This is a genomic window from Pedobacter sp. AK013, assembly GCF_014205835.1.
Taxonomy (GTDB): Bacteria; Bacteroidota; Bacteroidia; order Sphingobacteriales; family Sphingobacteriaceae; genus Pedobacter.
Genome location: NZ_JACHCQ010000012.1, coordinates 50,630 through 75,341, shown reverse-complemented (window position 1 = coordinate 75,341; position 24,712 = coordinate 50,630). Strand labels below are relative to the sequence as shown.

Below are 24,712 nucleotides of genomic sequence, written 5' to 3'. Positions count from 1 at the left end.
ATTATTTGATGAAGGCGATTATTTACAAGTCATTTTCATCACCAGCTTTGTTCCAGCTGATTTCTGATACCTGTTTTTCGATTGTTAAGCGGCCCGCGATTTTTTCCATCAGCGTATCTTCATTACTATTGGCAAATATTTCGGCGGTAATAATGGCAATAGAAGGGTCTCCATCATCGGTGCTTTTTAACGAGCGCAACAAAAGTTTACTGTCATTACCGGTAAACTGCAATAGCAATACCCTTAAATGGTTTTCTACATCCTGCCGGCATTTAATAATCAGTACATATGGTACGGGCACATGTGTATTTTTGAGTGGGAGGCGGCTTAGTTTTACACCAAGCGGACGCATGATCATGTGTGTAAGAATAATCAATGTGGTAAAAAAACCAGCTTCCATGATAAAGCCGGTACCACAGGATGCACCTACTGCTGCTGAGCACCATAAGGTTGCTGCAGTATTTAGGCCGCGTACGTTGAGGCCATCTTTCATAATCACCCCTGCACCTAAAAATCCAATACCGCTTACTACATAAGAGATTACCCTGCCGGCAGCATCGCCACCTTCTTTTACGCCTAGGATAACAAACATACAGGCACCGATGCAAACCAACATATTGGTGCGTAGCCCTGCCATGCGTTGCCGCCACTGGCGTTCGGTGCCAATGGCTGCACCTAAAATAAAGGCTATTATCAGCCTGGTTGAAAAGTCGAAAAAAGTCATAAATTTCTAATTATGCCCTTGCCGGGCATAAGAGAAACTTATACCTATTGGGCGGTTAAAACATTAATAATTGAGGATTGATAATAGGGGCCAGCGTCCATATATTTTCTTTGTTTTTTATTGTGGTGCAAAAGTAAAACATGGCTTTTAAAGGCACTGTTAGAGGAGAAACAGAAATTCATTAGAAATTTATTAGAAAGCTTTTATTATTCTGGGTGCAGCGAAGAATCTGCAAATGATCACCCAGAAATGTAAATAATAAAGAGATCCTTCGCTATGCCCAGGGCGACAAAGTTCTGCAAAGGAATAATTGCTTTTCTATCGAGCCGTATAACTAAACATGTGGAATTTCTACATTGAAAATGCTCCCCTCATGTACTACGGAACGAATTTGTATTGTACCATGATGCATGGAAATGATTTTTTGAGTAAGTGATAAACCTATTCCATTTCCAGTTGTAAACGCTTTGTTGTTACCTCTGTAGAATGGCGTAAATATATGGTGGATATCTTCAGGTGGAATTCCAATCCCGGTATCAGCAAAGCTTAACCTGATCAGATCGGTACCGAAATCAATTTCTACCGCACATTGGTGATTAGATGAAAATTTACAGGCATTTTCCATTAGGTTGATAAAGGCGATTTTAAGCAAATACTCATTGCCGTTGACCAAAACATCACCATCTTTTTCAATTTCACGGGTAAACTGAATATCAACTTTATAAGCCAGATCTATTTTAAGCACCGCCTCGCGGGCGTCCATCAATAATTCATCAGCACGCAGCGTTTTCATACTGATGGTATGCTGATCGTAACTGGCTTTGGCCAGATCCAGCAAACCGTTAGAGAGCCGCACCAGTCCTTGTGCATCGCTCAAAGCAAGCTTAATGATTTCCTGATATTCTTTTGTAGTGCGTTCTTTAATCAACGCCAACTGCAGTTCGCCGACTATGGTAGATAGAGGTGTACGAAGTTCGTGCGAGATATTGCTCACAAAACTTTTTTGGCCATCAAATGATTGTGCCAGGCGATCGAGCATATGGTTAAAGGTACCGGCCAGTTCGCCGATCTCATCTTTTTCATTTTTAACTTGAACCCGGTTGTGCAAATTTGTGGCCGTAATTTTAGCCACCTCTCCTATAATTCCGGTTACAGGCTTTAATGCACTTCCTACAAAATAATAGCCAGCTACAATTGTTAAACTAATAATGATAATGAAAGAAACTATTAAAGCGTATTTAAGTTCATACAAGCGGCTTAAACCATATTGATCGTTTGCGGCAGCCGTAATTACATAGTTTTTTTGATGGTGCTGGTAGAGTAAGCCGACTACCTGTAACGAACCCTGCTCAAAGGTGATTTCTTTTTGCTGCACAATCTTATCGATCATTTTTTTGGTCTCTTTAACCTTGTCTATCTGTACCGCATCATGGTAAAGCAGGTTAAATGAAGTATCATAAATGGCCACTTCTTCTTCAAAAAGCGAATTAGGAGCGCTTTTATAAATGAGTTGTAATACCTGGGCAGGAACTTTTGCATCAAAAAGCAGGTTAGCTTTCATAACTGCTTCTTTTTTTAACTGCTTGTAATACTGGTCTTTTCTAGTCTTAGCACTGTAGATATAAACAAAAATGGCAAAGGCCAGAAGCAACGAAGCAAAAAGCGAAAAAAACAACAATAAGAGTTTTATCCTTATTTTCATTTTCAGGTATCAATGATAGGTTTAACCTTCTTTAAATATAAAGCCCATTCCAGATTTAGTGTGGATCAGTTTCACAGCATGGCCCTTATCTATCTTCTTCCTGAGGTAATTGATATACACATCAATAAAATTGGTACCCGAATCAAAAGTATCCCAAACCTTTTCTGCAATTTCGGTTCTGGATAAAACCCTTTCTGAGTTGCTCATCATATACTCTAATAAGCGGAATTCTTTTGGTGTAAGGTTTACCTGTTCCTGATTACGTTTTACGATTTTCGTTTCAAGGTTCATCTCCAGGTCGGCAAAACGAAGTATAAAGCCCTGTTTAAAACCATTGTTTAGGCCCTTGGTCCTGTTAATCAGCGCGCGGATCCGGGCATGAAGCTCCCTGAAATCAAAAGGTTTTACCAGATAATCATTAGCCCCTGCATCAAAGCCTTCAATTTTATCGTCGGTTGTACCCAAAGCAGTAAGCATAATAATCGGGATATGGGGTAAATTGCGTCTGATCTCATTACATAAATCAATCCCATTAATTTTTGGCAGAACCAAATCCAGCAAAATCAGATCAAACGGCTTAAATAAAGCCAATTTTTTTCCCATTTCTCCATCATAGGCCAATGTAACCTGAAAACCAAGTTCAGTTAGTCCTTTTTGGATCATTTCTGCAACCCGAAGTTCATCTTCAATAACGAGTATCTGCATTGGAACATTTTAGATCACAAATCTGGGTATTATTTATTTATGTTTTATCTTTTTGCAATCATAATAGCGTATTTGTAATGTGGCAGGCATTGCCAAGCTATATACATTAAAAATGAAAAGCCACCAATAACTAAAAACACAAGAATTTATTCAATAAAAAAGAATCGCTTAGACAAGAGATATCCGTTTAACATTGAATTATCAATTAATTTTTATCTCGGCATAGTGTTTAATAAACCAAGTTAATGCGGGTTTTTTATTCGATTCTTTATAAGCCAACACCACCTCCGTATTAATAGGAATGGCATCAAATTCAATAAATGAAACTTTCAACTGTGCGTATTGCTCTTTTAATGATAATGGCAAAATAGAAACACCCAAGCCCGCTTCTACCAATTGTAATATGGAATGTACGTTATTGGCCTCGTGGGTAATGTCTGGACTAAAGCCCATTCTCTGGCAAATTTCTATCAATTTCTGGTTATACTGGGGTGCAAAATCTTTATTAAAGAATATAAACGGACTCTTCTTCAAAAAATCTGCAAGTCCGTGCTGGCCATCAATTTTTTGATCGGTTAAAGGGATAACCACCACAAAGGGATCAAAAAATAAAGATTCTACTTTCAATTTCTCAGATAAAACCGGCGCTCTTAAAATCCCCACATCCAAGCCGCCATGTTCTAGCGCCTTAATTTGGGCCAGCGTAGGTACTTCAAACAAACTCGTTTTCAGATATGGGAATTCCCGGTGCATCAATTTTAAAATTTCTGCCAGGTGCGATTGGTAAACAGAACTGATATAACCAATCTTTAATTCGCCGCTAACGCCTTCATGAATTTTACGCACCACTTCTTTACTTTCTTCCAGTTTGGCAAACATGGCATCTACTTCGGCCTTAAAGTACTTTCCGGCATTTGTTAATGCTACCCGCTTGTTACTCCGAACAAACAACTGTACACCAAGTTCTTCTTCAAGTTCTTTAATTTGCCTGCTTAAAGGAGGTTGAGAGATAAAAAGTTTGGTTGCTGCCTTGGTAAAGTGAAGTTCTTCTGCCACGGTTTTAAAATACAATAAATGTCTAAGCTCCATACTTATAATACTTACAAGGTATTGAATTATGCTAAAATTGATATTTTACAAATATGATTAACAGCGCTAACTTTACAAAAAAAATAAAGCAATGAATAAAGATTATTCGCATAAAGCAACAAATGAAGAAATTAGAACAAGGTTTGATAATGATGTAGAACGTTTCTCGAACTTAGAGACAGGACAACAAACCACCATCGACGCACCACTTACTATGGAGCTTTGCACAGGAGCGGCCAAATACACTAATCCGAATGCCAAAGAACTATTGGATATTGGCTGTGGTGCAGGCAATTACACCTTAAAAATGCTCAGTAAAATCCCAAACCTTAACTGTACACTTAACGATTTGAGTTTACCGATGTTGGAACGTGCAAGAGACAGGGTATCGGCACAAACTACCGGAAAAATAACACTTATACAGGATGATATGCGTAACCTTAATTTACCCGATAATCATTTTGATATTGTACTTGCCGCTGCAACATTTCATCATTTGCGCACCGATGCAGATTGGGAACTTGTTTTTACCAAAGTTTACCGGGCCTTAAAACCTGGCGGCAGTATCTGGATTTCAGACCTTATTGCACACGATTCAGTTTTGATCGATAATCTTTTTCAGGATCAATACGGCGCCTACCTTGAAACATTAGGTGGTGCAGCCTATAGACAAAAGGTATTCGATTATATTGAATATGAAGATACCCCACGCTCTTTAAACTATCAACTGGCTTTGTTGCAAAAAGTTGGGTTCAGTGTAACTGAGATCCTGCACAAAAACGCTTATTTTGCAGCATTTGGTGCAATAAAATAAGATATGCCTGGGGATAGTGCTACTATCACCAGACATAACCTCCATTACATTTAAATGAATAGTTTTAAGACTATATGCCATAGATAAAATCCACTTTTAAAATTAATATCGAGTTAACAATAGTAGTTTTAAGTTTGTTTCTAAAATCAGGAAAGGCGATGACAACCCGTACAACCCACTTAAAAAGAACAACTTATTACAGCATTTATTTTGTCATTCTATTTTTAGCCATTCTGCCATCCTGCAAAAAAGGTAATAAAAACCCTAATTATCCGATTGGAAGCAACGAGAATATCAACACCTGGATACTCGATAGCCTTAAACGCTACTATTATTGGAATGAGCAATTGCCTGCCGATCCTAATCTCAGCTTATCGCCAAAAGATTTTTTTAATTCCATCCGCAATCCATCCGATCGTTTTTCTTATATCAGTATCCCTAACGACCCTACCACCGCAACACCAAGCAATAGAAATTTTGGTTTTGATTATGCAACAGTAAGCGACCAAAACAGTGCAAAGATTATCGGGATTATTAAAGTTGTATTAAAAGATTCTCCTGCTTCGAGAGCTGGCTTAAAGCGTGGAGATTACATCAGTAAAATTAACGGGAAAACGTTAACCGTTACCAATGCGCAGGCTTTGCAAACCGAAATCTTAAACAGCGACCGTTTTTCGTTAGGTTTAGCCGAGCTGAATAACAATAGCTGGACAGATACACGCACTGTTGAGTTAAATAAAGGTATAATACTAGACCAACGGGAGATTAGCAAGGTGATGGAAAGTGATGAAAAAAAAATCGGTTACCTCTATTTTCTGGATTTTAATGGTGGTTTGGCCAGGTCGCTCACTCCTGTTTTTAGTAATTTTAAAGCAGAAGGCATATCTGAACTTATCCTCGATCTCCGTTATAACGCGGGTGGTCAGGTAGCAGAAGCAGCAGGCCTATGTGCCATGATTGCCAAAAACATATCGTTCGACAAACCTTTCATTACCTACAAGGGCAATAAAAATGGAGGAGCCAAAACAGAATCTATCGGCACTGCAGCTACGTTCGATGGCACCGTAAACTTTAATACCCTGTTGCAACAAAACCTTGGCCTAAGCCGGGTTTATATTTTATCAACAGCCGCCACGGCATCTGCATCAGAAGTAATGATTAATAACCTTAAACCTTTTATCCAGGTGGTGCTAATCGGTGAAAAAACAAGAGGAAAAGATGAAGCATCATTTAGGATATTTGATGCCCGAAGCCCCAAACAGGTGAACTGGGAAATGCACCCAATTGTTTATAAACTTTTTAATGCACAAGGTATTGGCGGATATAGTGCCGGCATTAACCCAGATATCGCGATCAATGAAATGAGTATTTTGCCTTTGCTTCAACCAGGCGATGCTGCAGATCCGATGGTAAAAGCAGCAATTGCTTCAATCACAGGTAAAGCCATCAAAACTTCGGTTGCTTTGAATAATGTCATTCCTGAAAGCTTTAAGGCCGACCATATTTTAATGGATTCTAGGGCGCAGTCTGCTCAGCAAAGTATCGTAACCACTCATCGGTTAAAGTGATAGAAAAGGTTTTCATTGTGTTAACATTAACTTTAAACACGACCACTAACTTGCCTCCCATAACCGGTACTTATGGAACAGTTGGAAGATTTTAAAAATGCAAAACTCCTGAATGCAGTAAAAACTGACGATTCGGCTGCTTTTAATGAAATTTACCATCAGTACCGCAAAAAAACATATGGTTATGCTTACCATTTTACCCGCAGCAGAGAAGAAGCTGAAGAACTTACGCAGGATGTTTTTGTAAGGCTTTGGGAAAACAGATTGAAGATCGACCCGGAAAAAAATTTTGACGCCTTTCTTTATACACTTATCCGTAATAATTTTCTTTCCACGCTTCGTAAAAAAGCCAGAGAAAAGGCCTATAGTAACGAAAACCTTAAGTATGAGCAGTCTTTTTATGCCATAGAAGACGAACTTAATGCCAAAGAAACCAAACAGATTGCACAGGAAGCGATAGAAAGTCTTTCTCCGCAGGTAAAAAAAATATACCTGATGAGTAGAAATGATCACCATACGCATGAGGAAATATCGCAGCTGATGGGCATTTCAAAAAACACGGTAAACAATCATCTTAAAAAATCGCTTGGGATTATGCGTAAATATTTTAGAACATATTCTCCGGAAACGATACTATCTTTTGTATTGATCATGTTTTGCTAATAGATTAACCTGGTGCGTTAAGATAAGCCTATCATTTTCCATCATTAAGAAGTTAAGCATATTAAATTTTAGTATCCATTTTTGCTTTGTCTATCCCTATCGTAAGCTACCTGTTCATTCCCTCCTATATTATACATTTTTCCATCTTCCACCATTTCTTGCAATTTCCATTTTTTGATTGCGGTTGGTAGTAGCCTTACAGTTCTTGCCCTGTTTCCGATAAGCGCAGAGCGGGCTTTTCTAATTTCTTCCAGGTATTTGGTGTGTACCCAGCCCTGCTGAACACCAATCGATCAATTTTCTTTTTTTTATCCCGCTGAAATTCCAGCCACAGAAAATCTTTTTCAAAGTAAAACTCATCAGCAACAGATGGCATCACCTCATACCTGCGCCCACCGAGCCTTTGCCAATACACCTTGCCATTCTCTTCAGTAATATTGACCTTTTCTCCCTTTTCGCTTTCATACAGGCCTGCATATTTACCAAGGTTCTCATGTACAAGCTCACCCCGCTGAAATTTGTAGGGCTTATCTGTTAGTTCTGCCGCAGCGATCCTCGCTAAAACCTGCGGAATGACTGCCGATTCGGAATTGATCAGGATCACTACATAAATATCATGCTGGGGTAGATAAAAGGTTTCAGAAATAAATCCAGGTACGGCGCCACCATGACGGTACACTGCGCTACCGTGGAGGTTATCAATGTACCATCCGAAACCATAAGGAACGGTTTGTCCACTGGTTAATCTTTGCGGCGTAAAGGCAAGCTCCAGGGTCTTTTTCGGCACAAGAATGCCCGATTTTAAGGCTCTGTTCCATTTAAAGAGATCTGTAGCGGTGGAAAGTATCCCTCCTGAGGCGTACAAATCCTGTGTATCGTGAAGGTTTATGTTCAATATGCCCCGGCGGCCGATGGAATAACCTGAGGGCCTGTTTTTAATCAGGGTCGCATCGCCGGTTACCACCACAGAACTATTCATTCCCACAGGTTTAAAAATATTTTCATTGATGTAATCCTGGTAGGTTTTTCCGGTAACCTTTTCAATGATGTACCCAAGCGTTTGAAAATTACCGTTATTATACAACCATTTGCTTCCTGCCGGAAAAGCCATGTTTTTGGCGGCATAACGCTCGGCATCTGCCTGCCTGGTATTCCCTTTAGGTATATTTAATGAATCACGGTAGCCGTCCCCATTCAGCCCCGAAGTATGAGACAACAGCTGCCTAATGGTAATCTGAGATACGGGCGGAGTGCTCTTCACATATTTGCCAAGGGTATCATCCAGCGAAAGCAATCCTTTTTCCAGCAGTTGCAGAATAGCCACAGTGGTAAATTGTTTGGTATTGGAGGCAATGTAATAGACCATGCCCGTATCGCTCGGTACGTTTAGTTCCATATTGGCCATGCCGAATGCTTTGTGATATATGATTTTACCACCCCTGGCCACCAGCACGTTAGCACCGGGTTCATTAGCCTTGAACTGTGATGACATCAGTTTGTCGATCGTTGCAACAGCACTTTCCTGTGCAGAAACAATTGGGCAATAGCATGCCATGAGCATTAGAAATGCTTTAAAAAATTGGTTCATATATAAGGTTTTTAAGTGTTTATAATGGTCAGGTTTATAGGTCCTGCTTGTCAAAGAAAATCCCAGTTCCATGCACCTTAGAAGGCCCGAAAAACAGGCCATAAGCCGGTTTGATACCGTATTTTAATTTAAGCTGCCGGTGCAGTTGGCTATCCTGCTTTTGGCCGTTCACTACCAGCTGATCTTCTGTTAATGCAAACCAGTCTATCGATGAGTCATCAGAGATTACGTTATGTTCCACCAGAGATGCGATAACCCCAAGTACGCGGGCCTTATCATCAGATGCATCAACTAAGGGGATCTTTTTATTTGGTACTTGTGCCTTTGCAAAGTTGTCTTTTGAAAATTTATTTATTGCTAAATCAGGTTTTTGCCAGCCCGAGGGGTTCTTTTTAGCCATATTTTGATCTTCCTCAACATACTCAGGTGAAGGATTTACAAACTTCTGCTGCATAACATGATCGATCTGAACAAGGAGGTTTTCAAATTTACTGAATTCATTTACCGAAACGGCCTGCTCATTAAGTTCAACCACAGTTAACTTCCCATTAGCTACAATCAGGTGATAGCGATTGCCCTGTCCATCAATAACACTCAAATCTCTGTTGTTTTTATCTTCATTACTGTTTTTAAAACGGATACTTTTAAATTTGATTAAGGTATCAGGCTGAACTACATCTGTTTGAACTGGAACCATACTACCTGAGTATCTGGCGGGCTTAGTGGCGGGTTTGTACGTTTGACCCCTTCCTGTGTTAGCAATCGTTAAAGTTTCCGAAACAGCCTTTTTTATATAAACAGCCCCATTTTTGATCACTGGTTTTACCTCTGGAATAAAAGTAAAAGCAGATACCAGCATCAGTCCTGCCAATAATGCAGCAAGTTCGACCCCGCTCAAACGTTTATTTTCTTTGTTAACCATTCGTCTTAAACGGTTCATCAATTGATCAGAACGCAGGCTTAACCCCATTACCATCCCCGCAACGGTATTTTTTGGGCTATGAAAAGCGACCAGCGCGGCAAGATAGTTTGTTTTTTGCTGCACATTGGCAAGTACAATGTCATCGCAGCAACTCTCTCTTTCTTCGCGGATAAGTGCCGAAAGCCACAGCACTGCCGGATTAAAAAAGAAAATTGCCTCGATCATTTTTTGCAGGATGTTGATCAGATAATCGCGCCTGTAAATGTGTGCCAGTTCATGCCAGATAATGGCTTCTACCTGTGCTGCAGGAAGTTGCAGCAACAGCCCGACAGGCAGTACAATTAAAGGCTTAAAATAGCCAAGTACTACGGGAACCTTAACCAATGTAGATTGAATAACCTCTACCCTTTTCTTAATGTTCATCTGATGGCTAAACTTCTGTACTATCAATGCCCATTTTTCACCAGCAGGTTCAATTTTGTAGCTGCGGATACGCTGGATATAAAATAGCCCGAATACAAGCTTCAGGCTTTTAAAAAGAAAAAAAACGAGCCATAAACCAAATAGCCAGCTGGCATTTTGATTTAGCAGCGCAAGACTAATCTCCCTGAAAGACGCGGACGGAAAATTGACTACCTGGTTCTCACTCAGGGTTTTGTTAAACAAGGGAATAAGCGAGTTATTTTTTGTCGGTATAGCATCAGTTCCAGCCAGTTCGTACATTCCGGCAACCGAAATACTGATGACAAACAGTACCAATAAACAGCAAAATAACCGGTAACGTAAATCCGCACTGGATTTGCGGGTACAGGCTACGACGATGCCAGCCATAACCGCAATGATTAGTCCTATCCAAATAGAGTGGAATAATGTCCAGCAAATGGCAATAACCTCCTGGTCATTTAGCCATTGGTTCAGATACGTTACTTTCATATTCGTTTATTTTTGTTTCTGATCTATTTTTTTAATCAGCTCCTGGTATTCTTCCATTTCTTTAGCAGATAGTTTCTCGTTACCCAACAACTGCATCAATAAACTACCAGCCGACCCATTGAACAAAGTATCAACAACCCTGTCTAACAATGCCCCTTTTGTTTTACTTTCTTCTACCGCCGACCGATAAATGTGTTTCACCTGGCTTTCATCCTTTTTTAAAAAACCTTTCTCCAGCATAATCTGCATCAGCTTTAAGGTAGACATGTAAATAACGGGCCTGACATGCTCGTTTAAGTGGTCATTTACGAAACGGGCTGTTGAAGGGCCAAACTGCCAGAGAACCTGCAAAATTTCGAGTTCCGATTTTGTAGGTTCCTGCTCCGATGATTTTTGTGTATTTCGTTTACTCATAAAACAAACATAAGAATCTTTTCTTATTAATAAGAAAAGATTCTTACTTTTTTTCAAAAAATAAGAAAAAGCCTTAATATAGTGCCTTCCCCCTGTAGGATCATGCAAATTATTCGAAATCATCAGCTATAAAAGACCGACACTAAGATGTAAACAACAATTTTTAAAATAAATTTCATTTCCCTATAGCTGTATCACCACGCTCGTGCATATATACAGTAGCGCGCAACATAAAGCTTACAAACATTGAGGTGAAAGAAAACATTAAAATATTATTTGAACAATACTTAGCAGGTAAAACCGATCCGGAGCAAGAAAAAATCCTGATGGAGGACCTGGCCGATCCAGCAAACGCCGATAGTGAATTTCATGGCGTAATGGAAAGCGCCTGGAAGAAACAAACAAGTGAAACCGATTACTCCATCACTGCTGTTCAAGGCCTGGCACAAATATGGGATAAAGTAGAAGAACGCCAACCCAAAAGCCGCTCACTCTTCCCAATATTAAAATATGCCGCAGCCATTGTGGTAGTCATTTCTGCATCGCTTGGCTGGTATGCCTATAAGAAAACACAACAACCCGTGCAAACAGCCATTGCCTTATTAAGTAAAACCACCCAAAAAGGCGAAAAAGTAAAGTTGATTTTGCCCGATAGTTCTATTGTATACCTCGGTGCCGGAAGTAAGCTTACCTGGCCATCGCATTTTGTAAAGGGCGGTTTAAGAAATATACAGCTTGACGGGGAAGCTTTTTTTGAAGTAAAACGCGATACTACCAGTCCTTTTATTGTACATAGCGGACAAATGCAAACCCAGGTTTTGGGCACCTCATTCAATATCTATGCTTACCCGAAAGATGGAACCTTTAGTGTAGCCGTACGAACAGGTAAAGTGAAGGTTTCGGAGAACAGCAAAGGCAAACTAAAAGAACTTTCGTTACTTACGCCCGGCATGAAAATATTGTATCACCTGAAGGAACGTAATTGTACGGTACACACCGAACGGGTAACTGAAGTAAATGCCTGGATCAAAAATAGCTTCACTTTTAAAGATGTAACGCTACCAAACATGCTTAAATCATTGGAAAGATATTACAACGTGCATATCGAGCTAAAAAGCAATAAACTTAATCAATGCAGGTTCAATGCCACCTTTTCGAACAAAAGCATTACCAATGTAATGGAACAGCTCCATGTGATGAGTGGGAAACACCTTAAATATAAAATAGATACAAGCACTAAAACAATTACCGTATGGGGGGAGGGCTGCCAATGATAGGTTAGCTTATACTTTAAGGGCGCAATATATCTGCGCAACATTACAGGATTTATACCTATGAAAAACAAATTAAACCTCTTAACACAAACATGGAGCCGGATTGCTCGAACAATCCAGCTCCTAAACAAAAGTTTTTAACCCGTGAGAATTAAAAAACATCTTGAACCTATGAAAATAGGGTTTTATGAATATATAAAAGAATATATTATCAATTTCGATTTCAGGCCCGCGGCATTTATGTTGGTGCTGTGCATCCTTTTGTTTAACCAAGGGATAGCAAGAAGCCTTGAGCAAACACCAAGAGAAAGTAGTGTAAGCCTTAAAATAGCAGAAATGAGCATCTCTGATGCCTTGAGTCTTTTAGAAGAAAAAACAGGGTTATTGATTAATTATAACCGATCGATTTTTAACCAGAACAGCAAAATAAGCTTGGAGGTAAAAAGCATGCCCCTCGAGCTGATCCTCAAAAAAATACTTTTAGGAACCAGGGTAACCTACAGGTTTGCCGATAACAATACCATATTGCTCTACAAGCTTCCTGATCCGGTAAAGCCGGGGCGGATATCAGGTAAAGTATTCGACGAAAAGGGAATAACCCTTCCAGGTGCTTCCATTAAAATTATCGAAACAGGCAAAGCCACCCAAACAGCCAGCGATGGTAGCTATACTTTAATTGCCGAACCCGGAAAATACACAGTAGAAATCAGTTACATATCCTTTGCTACACAGCGCGTAAGCGAGGTAAATGTAAAGGCTGATAAAAATACGCCATTAGACATTTCGTTAAAACCTGATGCAAAAGGCCTGCAGGAAGTGGTAGTAACAGCCAGTTACAAAAAAGCGTCGGTTGAAGGTTTACTGGCCCGCCAGAAAAATGCTTCCGAAATCAGCAACGGAATCAGCGCTGAACAAATTTCCAGAACACCGGATAAAAATATCGGCGAAAGTTTGAAACGTATTAGTGGCGTAAGTTCTATCGATAATAAGTTTGTCATTGTAAGGGGAATTGGCGAGCGATATAATTCGGCCCAATTGGATGGCGTAACCCTGCCGAGTACCGAAGCGCAGACACGCAATTTTTCCTTTGATCTTATCCCTTCTAACCTGGTTGATAATGTAGTAGTAAGTAAAACGGTTACACCCGATATGAACACCAGTTTTGGAGGTGGGCTTATACAGATTAACACCAAAGATATCCCAACAGAAAATTTCATGAGTTTTACTGCAGGTGCGTCTTATAACGATCAAAGTACTGGCAAGGATTTTTTGAGTCATAAAAGAGGCAAATACGACTATCTAGGTTTCGATGATGGCCGAAGGGATTATCCTAAAGATCTTGTCGTAACAGATAGAAGAGTTGCACCCAACAATAGTTTAACGGAAGCAGAATATGCAAAAAAGGTAGAAACGCAGAGCCGTTTATTTACCACCGATAATTTTACGGTATACCGTTACCAAGCTGCACCCTCTCAAAACTATCAATTCAGTATCGGAAGAATGATTCAGGTTGATACTTTAAAACAAAAGAGACTTGGTTTTACAGGATCAATAAGTTACCGGAATACACAACAGATCAACATATTTGATCAGCAGAAAAGAGGAGACTGGTCTGCTTCCGAATTATATAACAATGCCGGTTCGAGTTATGGTTTTAACACAACCTGGTCTGCGTTGTTAAACATTGGCTACCAATCTGGTAAAAACAGATATAGTTTCCGCAACAATTACACGCACATGTACGACAATATGCTGGTGAGAACGCTTGGGCACAGTTTTGATGTTTCAGGCAATACACCGGCCAACCGTTTGGAAGAAACAGATGATCCCACATTTACAGATCTGTTGCAGAACAAATTGAGCGGACAGCATCAGGCAGGTAAATTTAAAATAGAATGGAATCTGGCCCGAACATCGATCAACCGTACCGAAAAAGATGTCATACTAGCAACTCAGGTACCAAGACTTATTGGTAAGGAATATCAGTATTTTTATGATATTGTAAACAGTAGTGAGCCCCGTATCCTGCCAACCTCCCGCCACCACTACGAAAATGCCGAAGAGCATTATTCGTGGGATGTGTCTACATCTGTTCCCTTTAAAGTATCTGGAACAAGAAATACGTTAAAAACTGGATATTTCGGAAACTGGAAACAAGCCCGATTTAACTGGACTATCGCTTCCTTTTCGGCCAATTTTAATACCCTGCCAGATAGCCTGCGCTATTTAACAATAGCAGAGATGCAACGGCCCGAAAACATTCGCGGCGCAAATGGTTTCTTCTATAACGTGGGCAATGGCTTTCAGGATATATACAAAGGTAAAAGCCTTACACAGGCTGGTTTTGTGATGTTTGACACCAGGTTTCTGGAGAAATTCAGATTGGTTTGGGGTGTACGTGCAGAATATTATAAATACGATGAAATCAATAACGGAAACAATACCAACCTCAAAATATTCAGCATCAAACCAGATAAACACTGGCAATGGCTCCCATCTGCCAATTTAACTTATAGCCCTGCAAGTAGCCTTAATATCCGGACCGCCTTTTCGAGCAGCGTAATCCGACCTGAACTATTAGACAATAGCCAGTTTTGGAGATATAGCCCCTATCTTGGTGCACAATTTGGCAACCAGGGCTTATATAGTACCAGGATTAATAGTTACGACCTGAAAGTGGAATGGTTTCCAGGACTTGGTGAAATCATTTCTGCCGGAGGCTTTTACAAGAAATTCGACACACCTACCGAACTTACCTTTAGTACTGCTTCGGGCAACATCAACTACTACTTAAAAAGTGCTGATTTTGCAAAAGTTTATGGGCTAGAGCTTGAACTACGTAAAAATTTCAGCTTTATTTCTACTCATAAACTGTTTAGCAACCTAACAGCCTATGCCAATTTAACCCTTCAGCGATCGGATGTGAAAGGGACATACCTGGTAGCCAATACAGATCCAAATGGTCCTGCAAACATAGAGGCTCCAAGCAAACAGAACCGCCCAATGTATGGACAGTCGCCCTATCTGGTTAACCTTGGCTTACAATATAACGCAAGCCATTTTGGTTTCAACGTAATGTACAATAAATCGGGTTATAAAACATATATCGTAAGTGAACTGCCTGCTGATATTGAATACGAAAAACCCAGGGCACAGATAGATGCGCAAATCAGTTGCCGTTTATTAAAAAACAGGCTTGAGATAAAGATCAATGCCGGAAATCTTTTGAACAGGGCATCGGTTTTTTATCGAAACACCGCCAGCTACGAGGTTAATCCTGATTATACTGGTGGCGATGCCGATCGCAGCAACAGGACAAGATTAAAAGAAGGTTATAGTGATAAATATGATGATGGCGACCTGATCAGTTTTAGTCAGAAATTTGGCCGTACCTACAGTACATCAATTAGTTACAGTTTTTAATTTTTAATAAAATAATACAAGCAATAATATGGTTACACAATCTCATCAGAAAGGAGGAAAATTATTTCCTGCATAGCCATAAAAAAAACGAAAGGTTGTACCAGAACCCTCCGTTTTAAACCGATCATTTCTAGTAGAACGGCGTATCAGGATAAACCCGAATTATCTTAAAAACTTACTGTTAAAAACCCAGGGTAGCTAACAGGTTACTTAGTAAAATCGATATGAAACACTAAGATATAAAAAAACATCACATTTAGGTATAAACTGGCTTTTATTTCCTTAAAAAACAATGGATAACTTGCCAATGCACCTGAATGGCTTTGAAAAAAATCAACCTAAAAAACATGGATCATACCTATAAGATCCTATGAAAAACAAAAAGCGAAAATGAAAAATTTCAAAAATTTAATCGGTCTTTTATCAATTGTTGCGGTTTCTTTTACAGCTTGTAAAAAAAATGAAGGTGGTGCTGATGCATTTGCTAACCGCAGTACGTCGGCAGCAGATTATTCACAATCATCATTACCGGTTGTTGCCGTTAGCGGAGACATTACCAGCTCTGTTACCTGGACTGCAGGAAACGTTTATGAATTAAGTGGTGTAGTAACCGTTAGAAACGGTGCAACTTTAACCATCCAGGCCGGTACCTATATTAAAGCTTCGGTAAATACACCGGGTGTACAAAATGGTGTATTGGTTATTGCAAAAGATGGTACTATTAATGCTGTTGGTACAGCTGCTGATCCGATTGTATTTACCAGCCGTTACCTTTTAGATGGTGATGCCAGCACAACTGGTAAGCCAGGCGATTTAGGTGGTGTAATTGTTTTAGGTAATGCTAAAATCAACGTTGGCGATAAACTGATTGAAGGTTTAGCAGACCAGCCTCAGTTCCATTACGGTGGATCGAACGATGCTGATAACCGTGGTACTTTACAGTATGTACGTATCGAATATGCAGGTTTCCAGTTGGCTCCGAACATTGAGGTTAATGGCTTAACTTTAGGTGGTGTGGGTAACGGTACTACAATCGATCACGTACAGGTTTCTTATGGTCTTGATGATGGATTCGAATTTTTCGGTGGTACGGTTAGCCCTAGTAATTTAATTGCTTTAGCATCTGATGATGATCAGTATGATTTTGACAACGGTTTTACCGGAACATTAACCGATGCAGTAGCCATTGCTGATAAAAATTCTACACACAGTACAAGTGGTGGTAACAGCGATTCTAACGGTATCGAATCGGATAACAATGCACCTGCTGAAGATGCAACCTTTAGCTTAACGCCTAAAACACATCCAACTTTAATTAATGTAAGCATATTCGGAACTGAAAACACTAGCGGTATCGCAGGTTTAGGTTACCGTAACGGTATCCGCGAGCGTAGAGGTTCTGAAGTTGACTTAATTGATGTAATTGTATCTGGTTATAACACTGGTATCGCTTTCGACGCAGATGCTCCTGCTGGTGTTTCATCTATTAGCACTACATCTGTTCATGGTTTTGTTAACTCAATAACTACAGCATCAGGCACTTACGTTGATGGTGGTGGTAACTCATTGGTTGTTAACGCGAGCAATGCAAGTGCTTTTGGTGTTAGCCAGCCATGGTACAACACACCAGGTTCGCCGGCTACAGTTACTTTACCAAGCTGGGCTTCAGGTTGGTCAAAACTTGTATTCTAATTTTTTTCTCTCTTAACTAAAGGAGGCCGTACCCTATAGGTACGGCCCCTTTATTACAAAAACAGACAGCTGTTTTAAATGTAATTACCCTATATGAAACTAAAAATTTTTACCCTTTTCTTTCTTTCTGCTATTGTGGCCTTAAGTTTATCTTGTCGCAAAGCAGAGCTGCTTCAACCAGAACAACCCAAAATTATCCAGTTAAACATTACCGGAACCACTGATGTTGATCTGGAATACCTGTATAGAGATAGTATTATAGCCAATACCAAGGCAGGTACTGGTGGCATTAGCGTAAAAACCCTTCTTGCGGTAAAAGATCAGAATTCCACCTTAAAAATCAGAAATAAGACTACTGCCGAAATATTATTGACCAAAACGATTACTGCAGCCCCATTTGATCAAAACATCAGTGTTTTTTACGATGGTACCAAAATATATAATAATGCCATTTCATTGCAGTTTAAAGGTTATGCCTTATCTGGCGAACTCGAGTTCTTATTAGATGGAAATTTACTATTTTCAGCTACAGGTGCAGTAAATAAGCCATACTCCATCCTTATTGATAAGGGCACGACGAGAGAAATTTCTATCAGAAAAAAAGGCGAAACAGCCATTTTGTTAACCAAAACAATCGAATCGACCATAGCTAAACAAAATATCGGTTACTTTTTTGACGGCACTAAATTAGTGGATAATGTAAAACTCGATCTGCCCGTTAATCCGGCCAATATGATGCTGACGGCTAAATTTGAAACGACATTTCCAAATCAGTTTAAAAATGTAGATGTAGATCTTATTTTTTACACCAGGCTTAAAACCGCATCAAACACCACTGTTGGCTCAAAAGTATCGCCCGAAATCAGGTTTACCCTACCTAAAAATGGCTCGTTTAATTCGATAGAACTCCCTCCCTTACCAGGCCCGAATTATATTTACAGCTTCGATATAGCAGAAAAAGGCACCAATAACGAGCCTTATACTTCAAGCTCTCCATTAGTATTGGCAGGCTATACACTTAAACCCAATGAAGGCAGAATTACAAGTGCATTTGCTGATAACGGCATTAATTTTGAAGCCGGAAAATCGAAATTATTTGTAATTACTGATGCCAGAACGACAGTTACTTCGCCGGCAAAAAACGTTTATGTATCAGGCGGAAAATTAACAGATCTTTCGCAATATTTTCAATAGGATTTATCATTACTATACAGAAAAGGGAAAAACCAAAGCAAACTGCAGCGGCTATTCCCTCTTTTCCTTTATTACCATTGGTGCATTAACCTATTGATAACAATCATTTAACTTACAACACGATTTAAATCAGCTACTTATTCATTTATTTGAATAACGCAGATAAGTAATCTGCAATGGATATCCAAACTGATCTTATGCCGTCGTTCTGCAACATCATTCCCTTTCTAGGAAACACCGATTTAAGTACTCCCCTTATTATTATTTTTATAGTTTGCTTACTAGCTGTAGTTGGTTTCGAATTTGTTAACGGGTTCCACGATACGGCCAATGCGGTAGCTACAGTGATTTATACAAAAGCACTTAAACCGGTTGTGGCCATACCCTGGTCGGGGTTCTGGAATTTCATGGGTGTATTTACCGGCGGGATTGCCGTGGCCATGGGCATTTTAAAACTTGTTCCTTTAGATGCCTTAATGAACCTTCCTATTGGTGTGGGTGCTGCCATGGTATTGGCGGTTTTATTGGCCTCCATTGCATGGAACCTTGGCACCTGGTATTTGGGTATCCCCTGTTCGAGTTCGCACACCATGATTGGCGCTATGATTGGTGCTGGTTTGGCATTTACCTGGTATTATGGGGGTAAAGGCGTAAACTGGGGCAAAGCCGAAGAAATTGGATTATCGTTAATCTTATCGCCCATCATTGGTTTTGGATTGGCTGTTTTGCTGATGTACTTTTTAAAACATATTGTGAAATACCATGCGCTTTTCCATATCCCACATGGAGAAAACGACCGTCCGCCTTTACTCATTAGAGGCTTACTCATTACCACTTGTACCTTAGTGAGCTTTTTCCATGGCAGTAACGACGGACAAAAAGGGGTTGGTTTGCTGATGTTGATCCTGATTGCTTTTTTGCCTGCAAAATTTGCTGTAAATCATCATATCCCAAATGATAAAGTACTTTTCCAATTGAACAAAACCGAACAGGTACTTCAAAAAACTGCAGCACTTAATCATGGCAAAAAACTGGATATCAACACGATGGTAACTAAAATAAACAAGGCTAAATTTCACCTGTCGCTAAAAAATGAAACAGATAAAAAAAATATCTATCTTTTCCGTAAGCAGATAGAAGAAGTAATTGCTTCGGTAAAAATGGTAAGGGCAGATAAAACATTGATCATTAACAAAGCCGACGATCAGGTCCTTGCCGATAATACTACCGAATTAGCCAAAGTGGTTGAGTTTGCACCTTTATGGGTTATACTTTTAATTTCCATTTCGCTGGGGCTTGGCACCATGATTGGATGGAAACGAATAGTGGTTACCATTGGTGAAAAAATTGGAAATGAACATTTAAATTATGCTCAGGGGGCAACTTCCGAAATCGTAGCTGCATCTACCATCGGTTTAAGCACAGCCTTCGGGTTACCGGTAAGTACCACACATGTACTATCGAGCGGGATAGCCGGTGCCATGGTAGCTTCTGGCGGAAAAGAGAATTTAAACAATAATACCTTAAAAAATATAGGCTTGGCCTGGATACTTACGCTGCCCGTATCAATCGTTTTAGCCATCTTGTTATTTATGCTTTTTCATTTGTTTATCTAATCTTTTTCAATCATTCTATATCCTTAAAAAAAATGAAACAGATCCTTGTAGCAACAGATTTTTCGAGAAGTGCAGGAAATGCCCTGGCTTATGCGCTGGCTATGGCAAAAACGCTAAATATGGAGGTTGTGGCCATCCATGCCATTCATCCTACCGAAGGCATAAACAACAGCACTTACAATGCCATTTTTATCGAATCTTATTACGAAAACAAAAGGACTGCTTTAAAAGAATGGGCCGAAACCATCAGGACGAAAGAAAACTATATTGATGTTAAATTAGAAACCAAATGCGATGTTGGGTTTTTAAGGGCAGTAATTACCAATCATACTGAAAATAACCCGGTAGAACTTTTGGTAATGGGCATTACCGGGGCAACAGGTATAAGTGGTATTGTGGGCAGCAACGCCAGTATGGCGGTTACCAAAATGAGAATCCCAACACTAATTGTTCCCTTAGAAAGTAGTTTTACAAACTTCCCCATTATTACGCTGGCCACCGACTATGAAACCGTTTTATCGCCTAAAGATATTACCGCACTGAGCGAACTCTTAAAAGCTTCGGGTACGAGAAAAATGCAGGTGCTTTATGTTGCCGAAAAATCGGATGAGCTACATATTCAAACTGGAGAAAAAAGGATAAAAGAATTGCTTCCTGATACTGAAATAGAATTTAACTACATTATAGACAGTAGCGCACCAAATGGCATTATGGATTTCATAAAAAGCAACCATACAGATATACTTTGTTTAGTTAAACATCACCACAATATTATTTACCGGTTATTTACCAGTAGTACGGTTAATCAGGTACTGAACAAATCGGTAAAAGCAATCCTGGTTTTACACGAATAGATTTTTTATTGACCGAGCGGATGTGATTTTCTTCCAAGTACCCAGCGGTTACGCATGCAACGGTAACACCTGTAACGTTTCATAGGTAACCAGAATAACAGGGCTTTCATCATAAATGTCCGTGGGATTCTTTCCATATCAGATTTATCGCCCTTACCGCATGGACATACACCTTGGAAATGCTCGTTCCCTATTGATTCGATTGCTGCTGTCATGACACAAAATTGAAAATTTATACTAACCTTATAGATAAACAAAAATATAGCGTTAATGTTAATATAAAATAATCTGTTCAACACCAAAATATGTTTATCACCTCATTATCAGTAAATTTTGCGTTGATTTCCCTATAAAACCCGGCTATTTTGGTTTAAAATCGGCTATTAGGCCTTTTAATTACTAATAGCGCTTACCATATTTGCTACAAGTCGTTTCAACTTAGCATAATGCATTAAATAATTGAAAGAAATAATACCTAAAAATGCGCAGCTTACTCCAGCCAATACATCAAGCGTATAATGATGACTGGTATAAACAGCCGAAAACCAGATGCCGAGCATAACGGTAAAAAAGAAAATATTAATTTTCCCCAAGCGTTTTTTTAGGCCATAATAAACAACAATAACGGGATACGACGAGTGTAAGGATGGCATGGCAGCAAATACATTAGAACCTTTGCTGTATATCCCATGAAAAAGCGTAATACCAAAAAAATGGTCGAAACGGGCCAATCCGGCAGTATTGCCAGCAGTTTTGGCTATAAATTCGAAGCCATGTTCCTGCACATACCATGGCGGCGCTGCCGGAAAAGTATAATAAACCACAAAGCCCAATAAATTTACCCAAACAAAAGTGAGCGAAAACTGAACAAACTGTTCTTTATTCTTAAAGAAAAGATAAGTAGCAAATGCCAAAGGAACGGGCACCCACATTAAATAGAAAAAACCCGTCAATACATCTAAAAATGCAGTACTGTTTATCTTCCAGTACTCGTTAGGGGTAAGTATTAGCCCATGAGAATGAACACCAAACAACTTTTTTTCAAGTGAATACAAATCTTCAATATGCACTTGGTTAAAAAGATAGTTTGGAAAGGCTTTCATATAATCAAACAATATCCAGTATACAATAAAGATTGAAAAGCCGAGAATAAAGCGTCTCGTTCCCTTCGAGATAAAGAACAAAGCATTAAAAATAAAAATCAGCACCAACTGATCGGTTTTAAAGCCAACCAGCAGTACTGATAACAATAGATATCCAACAGATATAGCAACTGTTAGATAAATATTCCGAATATTATAAAAGCTGTTTTTAAGCAATACTTCTTGCTGCATGTTTATTTTTTATCAAAATTAGACCTAAAAATATGGTCCCAAAAAGTCCAGCTTACCCCATAACCTTTGGTCGAATCGGAATAATGATGAAGCATATGATGTTGCTTTAGCTGTTTCCAGAAACCGCTTTTAAAATTAGCATGGTGAAGGGCGTAATGCACCATATCGTAAAACAGATAACCGATCATAAAACCAGAAAAAAATGGATAAACTATAGTTTCGGGCAACAACCAATCGAAAAGAAAGTAAAAACCTAAAGCCATGGGGATACTGGCAGAAGGTGGCATAACCAATCTTTTGGCATCATTAGGATAATCATGATGTACCCCATGAAAAATAAAATGGATTTTTTTGCCCCACTCCGCTTCCGGTTCAAAGTGAAAAACATAGCGGTGCAAGATGTATTCGGTGATGGTCCAGATGCCAAGGCCGAACAAAAACCATCCAGCAAAATTTAAAACAGGCATTTCGATTTCCCAAAGCGCTTTCCAAAAAAGAAAGGCAATAACCGGAACATATACGATTAACGGTACATAAAATCGAACTTTTGATAAACTTTCCAAAAAGTCATTCTTAAACATCCTGATGGATGCGGTTGAATTTGAAACAAAATTCTTTTTCATTTGGTCATATTTTTTTGGTCTTCAACTTCGATCTCGTTTATTCGTCATCCTGAACTTGTTTCAGGATCTTATCATCGAACAGATTTGTTATTCTAAACACAAGTCTTCGACTCCGCTCAGACTGACATATCGGTATAGATTTCTCAACTCCGTTCGAAATGACGGACTACTGTCATCCTGAACATGGTGAAGGATCTCTAACCTATAAAACACAGCACTTATAAATTAACTTTAAAGATTCTTCGTTGCATTCAGAATGACAATCAATGCTTTATGCATCACGCACTCCGCTACACCTTAATCCTTTCAACTAACACTTTTGAAGGTTCAGCAGCATCAAAACCTTTTATTTCTACATATTTCACATTCGGAAACCAAAAGGTCCCCCCCTCAATCCGAAGGAATATCCGTTCTAACTGCATTTTTTTATTGTTGATCGTTGCAAAAACATGATATTTTTTATCTACGGCAGATTTATTCAGGTACATCGGCAGTTTTTTATGGGAGGTAAACCGGAGTTCGAACTGACCATTACCCAGGTTTTTGCTAATGATGCCATAAGCAAATTTCCGTTGGATATAACTCAGTTCTTTCTTTTCACCTTTATCTCCGTAACGTATCCAAAATACGTTTACGGGCTGCTCTTTATTTACTTCGCCATGTTTATCTACATTTAACTGGCAGATAATGGTATTGGTATTCGGATCGCGCTGTAAATAAAACAATTGATTGCTGATATCCTTTGGTGTAGGGAAAGTAATCGGAGAAGGATCACTTCCCTGTGCATTTGCATTAAAGGAAAGTGTTCCAGTTAAGCTTCCCATTAATACCAAACCAGCAATTAATGCGGCCTTGTTATTTCCTTTTCTTTCGTTAAATTCTTGTGCTTCCAAGCCTTTTTTTGCTTCCTGTAAACGTTTAACAGCTGTAATGTTGGTTAATACAGCCATAACCGTAATGGGCATGGTAAAAATCGACATCGTTTCGAAAATATGGAAAGAAATACCTGGCACGTATACCTTATAATCACCACCGATAAAATGGCCCATAATACCACAGGCAATTGCAAAAACACCAATGGTTACCACCCTTTCTGGCCTTTGCATTAAACCGCCTTTACATTCAACCCCTAATCCTTCGGCTCTTGCACGGGTATAACTCACCATCATCGAACCGATAAGCGCGATAAAAGCAAACAGCGAACTTAAAAAGTAATGGTGCGCTACAAGGTAATAACAGATGCCCAAAAACATAATCATTTCGCTGTAACGATCGAGAACGGAATCGTACAAGGCCCCAAATTTCGAGCTCATGTTCCCTAAACGCGCTACCTGACCATCGAGCATATCGAACAGGCCAGCAAAAAGCACCAGTGCGCCTCCCCAGCCAATGTATGACATATCGCCCCGGTTCGACTTTTCGGCACCGAGCACAAAAATTACGGCTACGCCGATATTCAGGATTAAACCAATGGTGGTTACCGCATTTGGTGTTAAACCGATTTTAATCAATCCCTTTACAAAGGGATTGATTACCTTATATATGCCCTGCTGCAGATTATCCCTTAATTTAGTTTCCAT

At 39.4% G+C, this 24,712-nt stretch carries 19 protein-coding genes; 9 read left to right on the top strand and 10 right to left on the bottom strand.

All coding sequences use genetic code 11. The features are described from left to right. Positions 1 to 22: 22 nt before the first annotated feature. From HDC90_RS10175 to HDC90_RS10160, 4 genes are all read right to left on the bottom strand, one after another. On the bottom strand, positions 23 to 724 hold the full coding sequence (locus tag HDC90_RS10175) for an MgtC/SapB family protein (RefSeq protein WP_184465958.1): 702 nt from the start codon (positions 722 to 724) through the stop codon (positions 23 to 25). Positions 725 to 1,058: 334 nt separating this feature from the next. Then, positions 1,059 to 2,426, bottom strand: coding sequence for an ATP-binding protein (locus tag HDC90_RS10170; protein ID WP_184465956.1), 1,368 nt, complete (start codon positions 2,424 to 2,426; stop codon positions 1,059 to 1,061). Between the two features lie 21 nt (positions 2,427 to 2,447). Beyond that, positions 2,448 to 3,131 carry a response regulator transcription factor gene (locus HDC90_RS10165; protein ID WP_184465954.1) on the bottom strand — a complete coding sequence of 228 codons (684 nt, stop codon included), beginning with the start codon at positions 3,129 to 3,131 and terminating at the stop codon, positions 2,448 to 2,450. A gap of 201 nt (positions 3,132 to 3,332) precedes the next feature. Further along, positions 3,333 to 4,220, bottom strand: a complete 888-nt coding sequence (locus HDC90_RS10160; protein ID WP_184465953.1) for a LysR family transcriptional regulator — start codon at positions 4,218 to 4,220, stop codon at positions 3,333 to 3,335. Between the two features lie 91 nt (positions 4,221 to 4,311). Between HDC90_RS10160 and HDC90_RS10155 the strand changes: the two genes are divergently transcribed. The 3 genes from HDC90_RS10155 to HDC90_RS10145 all read left to right on the top strand — a co-directional run bounded on the left by HDC90_RS10155 (position 4,312) and on the right by HDC90_RS10145 (position 7,265). Next, positions 4,312 to 5,034 carry a class I SAM-dependent methyltransferase gene (locus tag HDC90_RS10155; RefSeq protein WP_184465951.1) on the top strand — a complete coding sequence of 241 codons (723 nt, stop codon included), beginning with the start codon at positions 4,312 to 4,314 and terminating at the stop codon, positions 5,032 to 5,034. Between the two features lie 158 nt (positions 5,035 to 5,192). Continuing rightward, the gene (locus HDC90_RS10150) at positions 5,193 to 6,602 is read left to right on the top strand and encodes a S41 family peptidase (RefSeq protein ID WP_184465949.1); all 1,410 of its coding nucleotides are present in this window, start codon (positions 5,193 to 5,195) and stop codon (positions 6,600 to 6,602) included. 72 nt (positions 6,603 to 6,674) lie between these two features. Beyond that, positions 6,675 to 7,265 (top strand): RNA polymerase sigma-70 factor, encoded by a 591-nt coding sequence (locus HDC90_RS10145; protein ID WP_184465947.1) that lies wholly within the window; start codon positions 6,675 to 6,677, stop codon positions 7,263 to 7,265. 196 nt (positions 7,266 to 7,461) lie between these two features. On the opposite strand, the gene HDC90_RS10140 is transcribed toward HDC90_RS10145, so the two are convergent. Genes HDC90_RS10140 through HDC90_RS10130 form a run of 3 tightly spaced genes read right to left on the bottom strand, consistent with a single transcriptional unit; the run spans position 7,462 to position 11,122 of the window. Beyond that, a complete protein-coding gene (locus HDC90_RS10140) occupies positions 7,462 to 8,853 on the bottom strand; it encodes a serine hydrolase (protein WP_184465945.1) in 1,392 nt (463 codons plus the stop codon). Between the two features lie 34 nt (positions 8,854 to 8,887). Then, positions 8,888 to 10,708, bottom strand: a complete 1,821-nt coding sequence (locus HDC90_RS10135; protein ID WP_184465943.1) for a M56 family metallopeptidase — start codon at positions 10,706 to 10,708, stop codon at positions 8,888 to 8,890. A gap of 6 nt (positions 10,709 to 10,714) precedes the next feature. After that, positions 10,715 to 11,122: a BlaI/MecI/CopY family transcriptional regulator gene (locus HDC90_RS10130; protein ID WP_184465941.1), complete on the bottom strand. Its 408-nt coding sequence runs from the start codon at positions 11,120 to 11,122 to the stop codon at positions 10,715 to 10,717. 251 nt (positions 11,123 to 11,373) lie between these two features. Here HDC90_RS10130 and HDC90_RS10125 point away from each other — a divergent pair, with 251 nt between their 5' ends. The 6 genes from HDC90_RS10125 (at position 11,374) to HDC90_RS10100 (ending at position 21,175) form a co-directional block, all read left to right on the top strand. After that, positions 11,374 to 12,396, top strand: a complete 1,023-nt coding sequence (locus tag HDC90_RS10125) for a FecR family protein (RefSeq protein WP_184465938.1) — start codon at positions 11,374 to 11,376, stop codon at positions 12,394 to 12,396. Positions 12,397 to 12,567: 171 nt separating this feature from the next. After that, on the top strand, positions 12,568 to 15,819 hold the full coding sequence (locus tag HDC90_RS10120) for a TonB-dependent receptor (RefSeq protein WP_184465936.1): 3,252 nt from the start codon (positions 12,568 to 12,570) through the stop codon (positions 15,817 to 15,819). Between the two features lie 390 nt (positions 15,820 to 16,209). Further along, positions 16,210 to 17,511 (top strand): hypothetical protein, encoded by a 1,302-nt coding sequence (locus tag HDC90_RS10115; RefSeq protein WP_184465934.1) that lies wholly within the window; start codon positions 16,210 to 16,212, stop codon positions 17,509 to 17,511. Between the two features lie 93 nt (positions 17,512 to 17,604). Next, entirely contained in the window at positions 17,605 to 18,705 is a 1,101-nt protein-coding gene (locus HDC90_RS10110; RefSeq protein ID WP_184465933.1) for a hypothetical protein, read from the top strand. A 176-nt stretch (positions 18,706 to 18,881) separates the two neighbouring features. Then, positions 18,882 to 20,321, top strand: a complete 1,440-nt coding sequence (locus HDC90_RS10105) for an inorganic phosphate transporter (protein ID WP_255497582.1) — start codon at positions 18,882 to 18,884, stop codon at positions 20,319 to 20,321. Between the two features lie 32 nt (positions 20,322 to 20,353). Next, positions 20,354 to 21,175, top strand: a complete 822-nt coding sequence (locus HDC90_RS10100; protein WP_184465930.1) for a universal stress protein — start codon at positions 20,354 to 20,356, stop codon at positions 21,173 to 21,175. A 392-nt stretch (positions 21,176 to 21,567) separates the two neighbouring features. Here the strand turns inward: HDC90_RS10100 and HDC90_RS10095 are convergent, their stop codons facing one another. The 3 genes from HDC90_RS10095 to HDC90_RS10085 all read right to left on the bottom strand — a co-directional run bounded on the left by HDC90_RS10095 (position 21,568) and on the right by HDC90_RS10085 (position 24,712). Further along, positions 21,568 to 22,509 (bottom strand): phosphatase PAP2 family protein, encoded by a 942-nt coding sequence (locus HDC90_RS10095; RefSeq protein ID WP_184465928.1) that lies wholly within the window; start codon positions 22,507 to 22,509, stop codon positions 21,568 to 21,570. 2 nt (positions 22,510 to 22,511) lie between these two features. Continuing rightward, positions 22,512 to 23,132 (bottom strand): sterol desaturase family protein, encoded by a 621-nt coding sequence (locus HDC90_RS10090; RefSeq protein WP_184465926.1) that lies wholly within the window; start codon positions 23,130 to 23,132, stop codon positions 22,512 to 22,514. 290 nt (positions 23,133 to 23,422) lie between these two features. Next, positions 23,423 to 24,712: a DUF4833 domain-containing protein gene (locus tag HDC90_RS10085; protein ID WP_184465924.1), complete on the bottom strand. Its 1,290-nt coding sequence runs from the start codon at positions 24,710 to 24,712 to the stop codon at positions 23,423 to 23,425.

Coding starts and splice junctions, on each gene's coding strand:
- HDC90_RS10175 (WP_184465958.1), bottom strand. CDS start 724: ATGACTTTTTTCGACTTTTCAACCAGGCTGATAATAGCCTTTATTTTA.
- HDC90_RS10170 (WP_184465956.1), bottom strand. CDS start 2,426: ATGAAAATAAGGATAAAACTCTTATTGTTGTTTTTTTCGCTTTTTGCT.
- HDC90_RS10165 (WP_184465954.1), bottom strand. CDS start 3,131: ATGCAGATACTCGTTATTGAAGATGAACTTCGGGTTGCAGAAATGATC.
- HDC90_RS10160 (WP_184465953.1), bottom strand. CDS start 4,220: ATGGAGCTTAGACATTTATTGTATTTTAAAACCGTGGCAGAAGAACTT.
- HDC90_RS10155 (WP_184465951.1), top strand. CDS start 4,312: ATGAATAAAGATTATTCGCATAAAGCAACAAATGAAGAAATTAGAACA.
- HDC90_RS10150 (WP_184465949.1), top strand. CDS start 5,193: ATGACAACCCGTACAACCCACTTAAAAAGAACAACTTATTACAGCATT.
- HDC90_RS10145 (WP_184465947.1), top strand. CDS start 6,675: ATGGAACAGTTGGAAGATTTTAAAAATGCAAAACTCCTGAATGCAGTA.
- HDC90_RS10140 (WP_184465945.1), bottom strand. CDS start 8,853: ATGAACCAATTTTTTAAAGCATTTCTAATGCTCATGGCATGCTATTGC.
- HDC90_RS10135 (WP_184465943.1), bottom strand. CDS start 10,708: ATGAAAGTAACGTATCTGAACCAATGGCTAAATGACCAGGAGGTTATT.
- HDC90_RS10130 (WP_184465941.1), bottom strand. CDS start 11,122: ATGAGTAAACGAAATACACAAAAATCATCGGAGCAGGAACCTACAAAA.
- HDC90_RS10120 (WP_184465936.1), top strand. CDS start 12,568: ATGAAAATAGGGTTTTATGAATATATAAAAGAATATATTATCAATTTC.
- HDC90_RS10115 (WP_184465934.1), top strand. CDS start 16,210: ATGAAAAATTTCAAAAATTTAATCGGTCTTTTATCAATTGTTGCGGTT.
- HDC90_RS10110 (WP_184465933.1), top strand. CDS start 17,605: ATGAAACTAAAAATTTTTACCCTTTTCTTTCTTTCTGCTATTGTGGCC.
- HDC90_RS10105 (WP_255497582.1), top strand. CDS start 18,882: ATGGATATCCAAACTGATCTTATGCCGTCGTTCTGCAACATCATTCCC.
- HDC90_RS10100 (WP_184465930.1), top strand. CDS start 20,354: ATGAAACAGATCCTTGTAGCAACAGATTTTTCGAGAAGTGCAGGAAAT.
- HDC90_RS10095 (WP_184465928.1), bottom strand. CDS start 22,509: ATGCAGCAAGAAGTATTGCTTAAAAACAGCTTTTATAATATTCGGAAT.
- HDC90_RS10090 (WP_184465926.1), bottom strand. CDS start 23,132: ATGAAAAAGAATTTTGTTTCAAATTCAACCGCATCCATCAGGATGTTT.
- HDC90_RS10085 (WP_184465924.1), bottom strand. CDS start 24,712: ATGGAAACTAAATTAAGGGATAATCTGCAGCAGGGCATATATAAGGTA.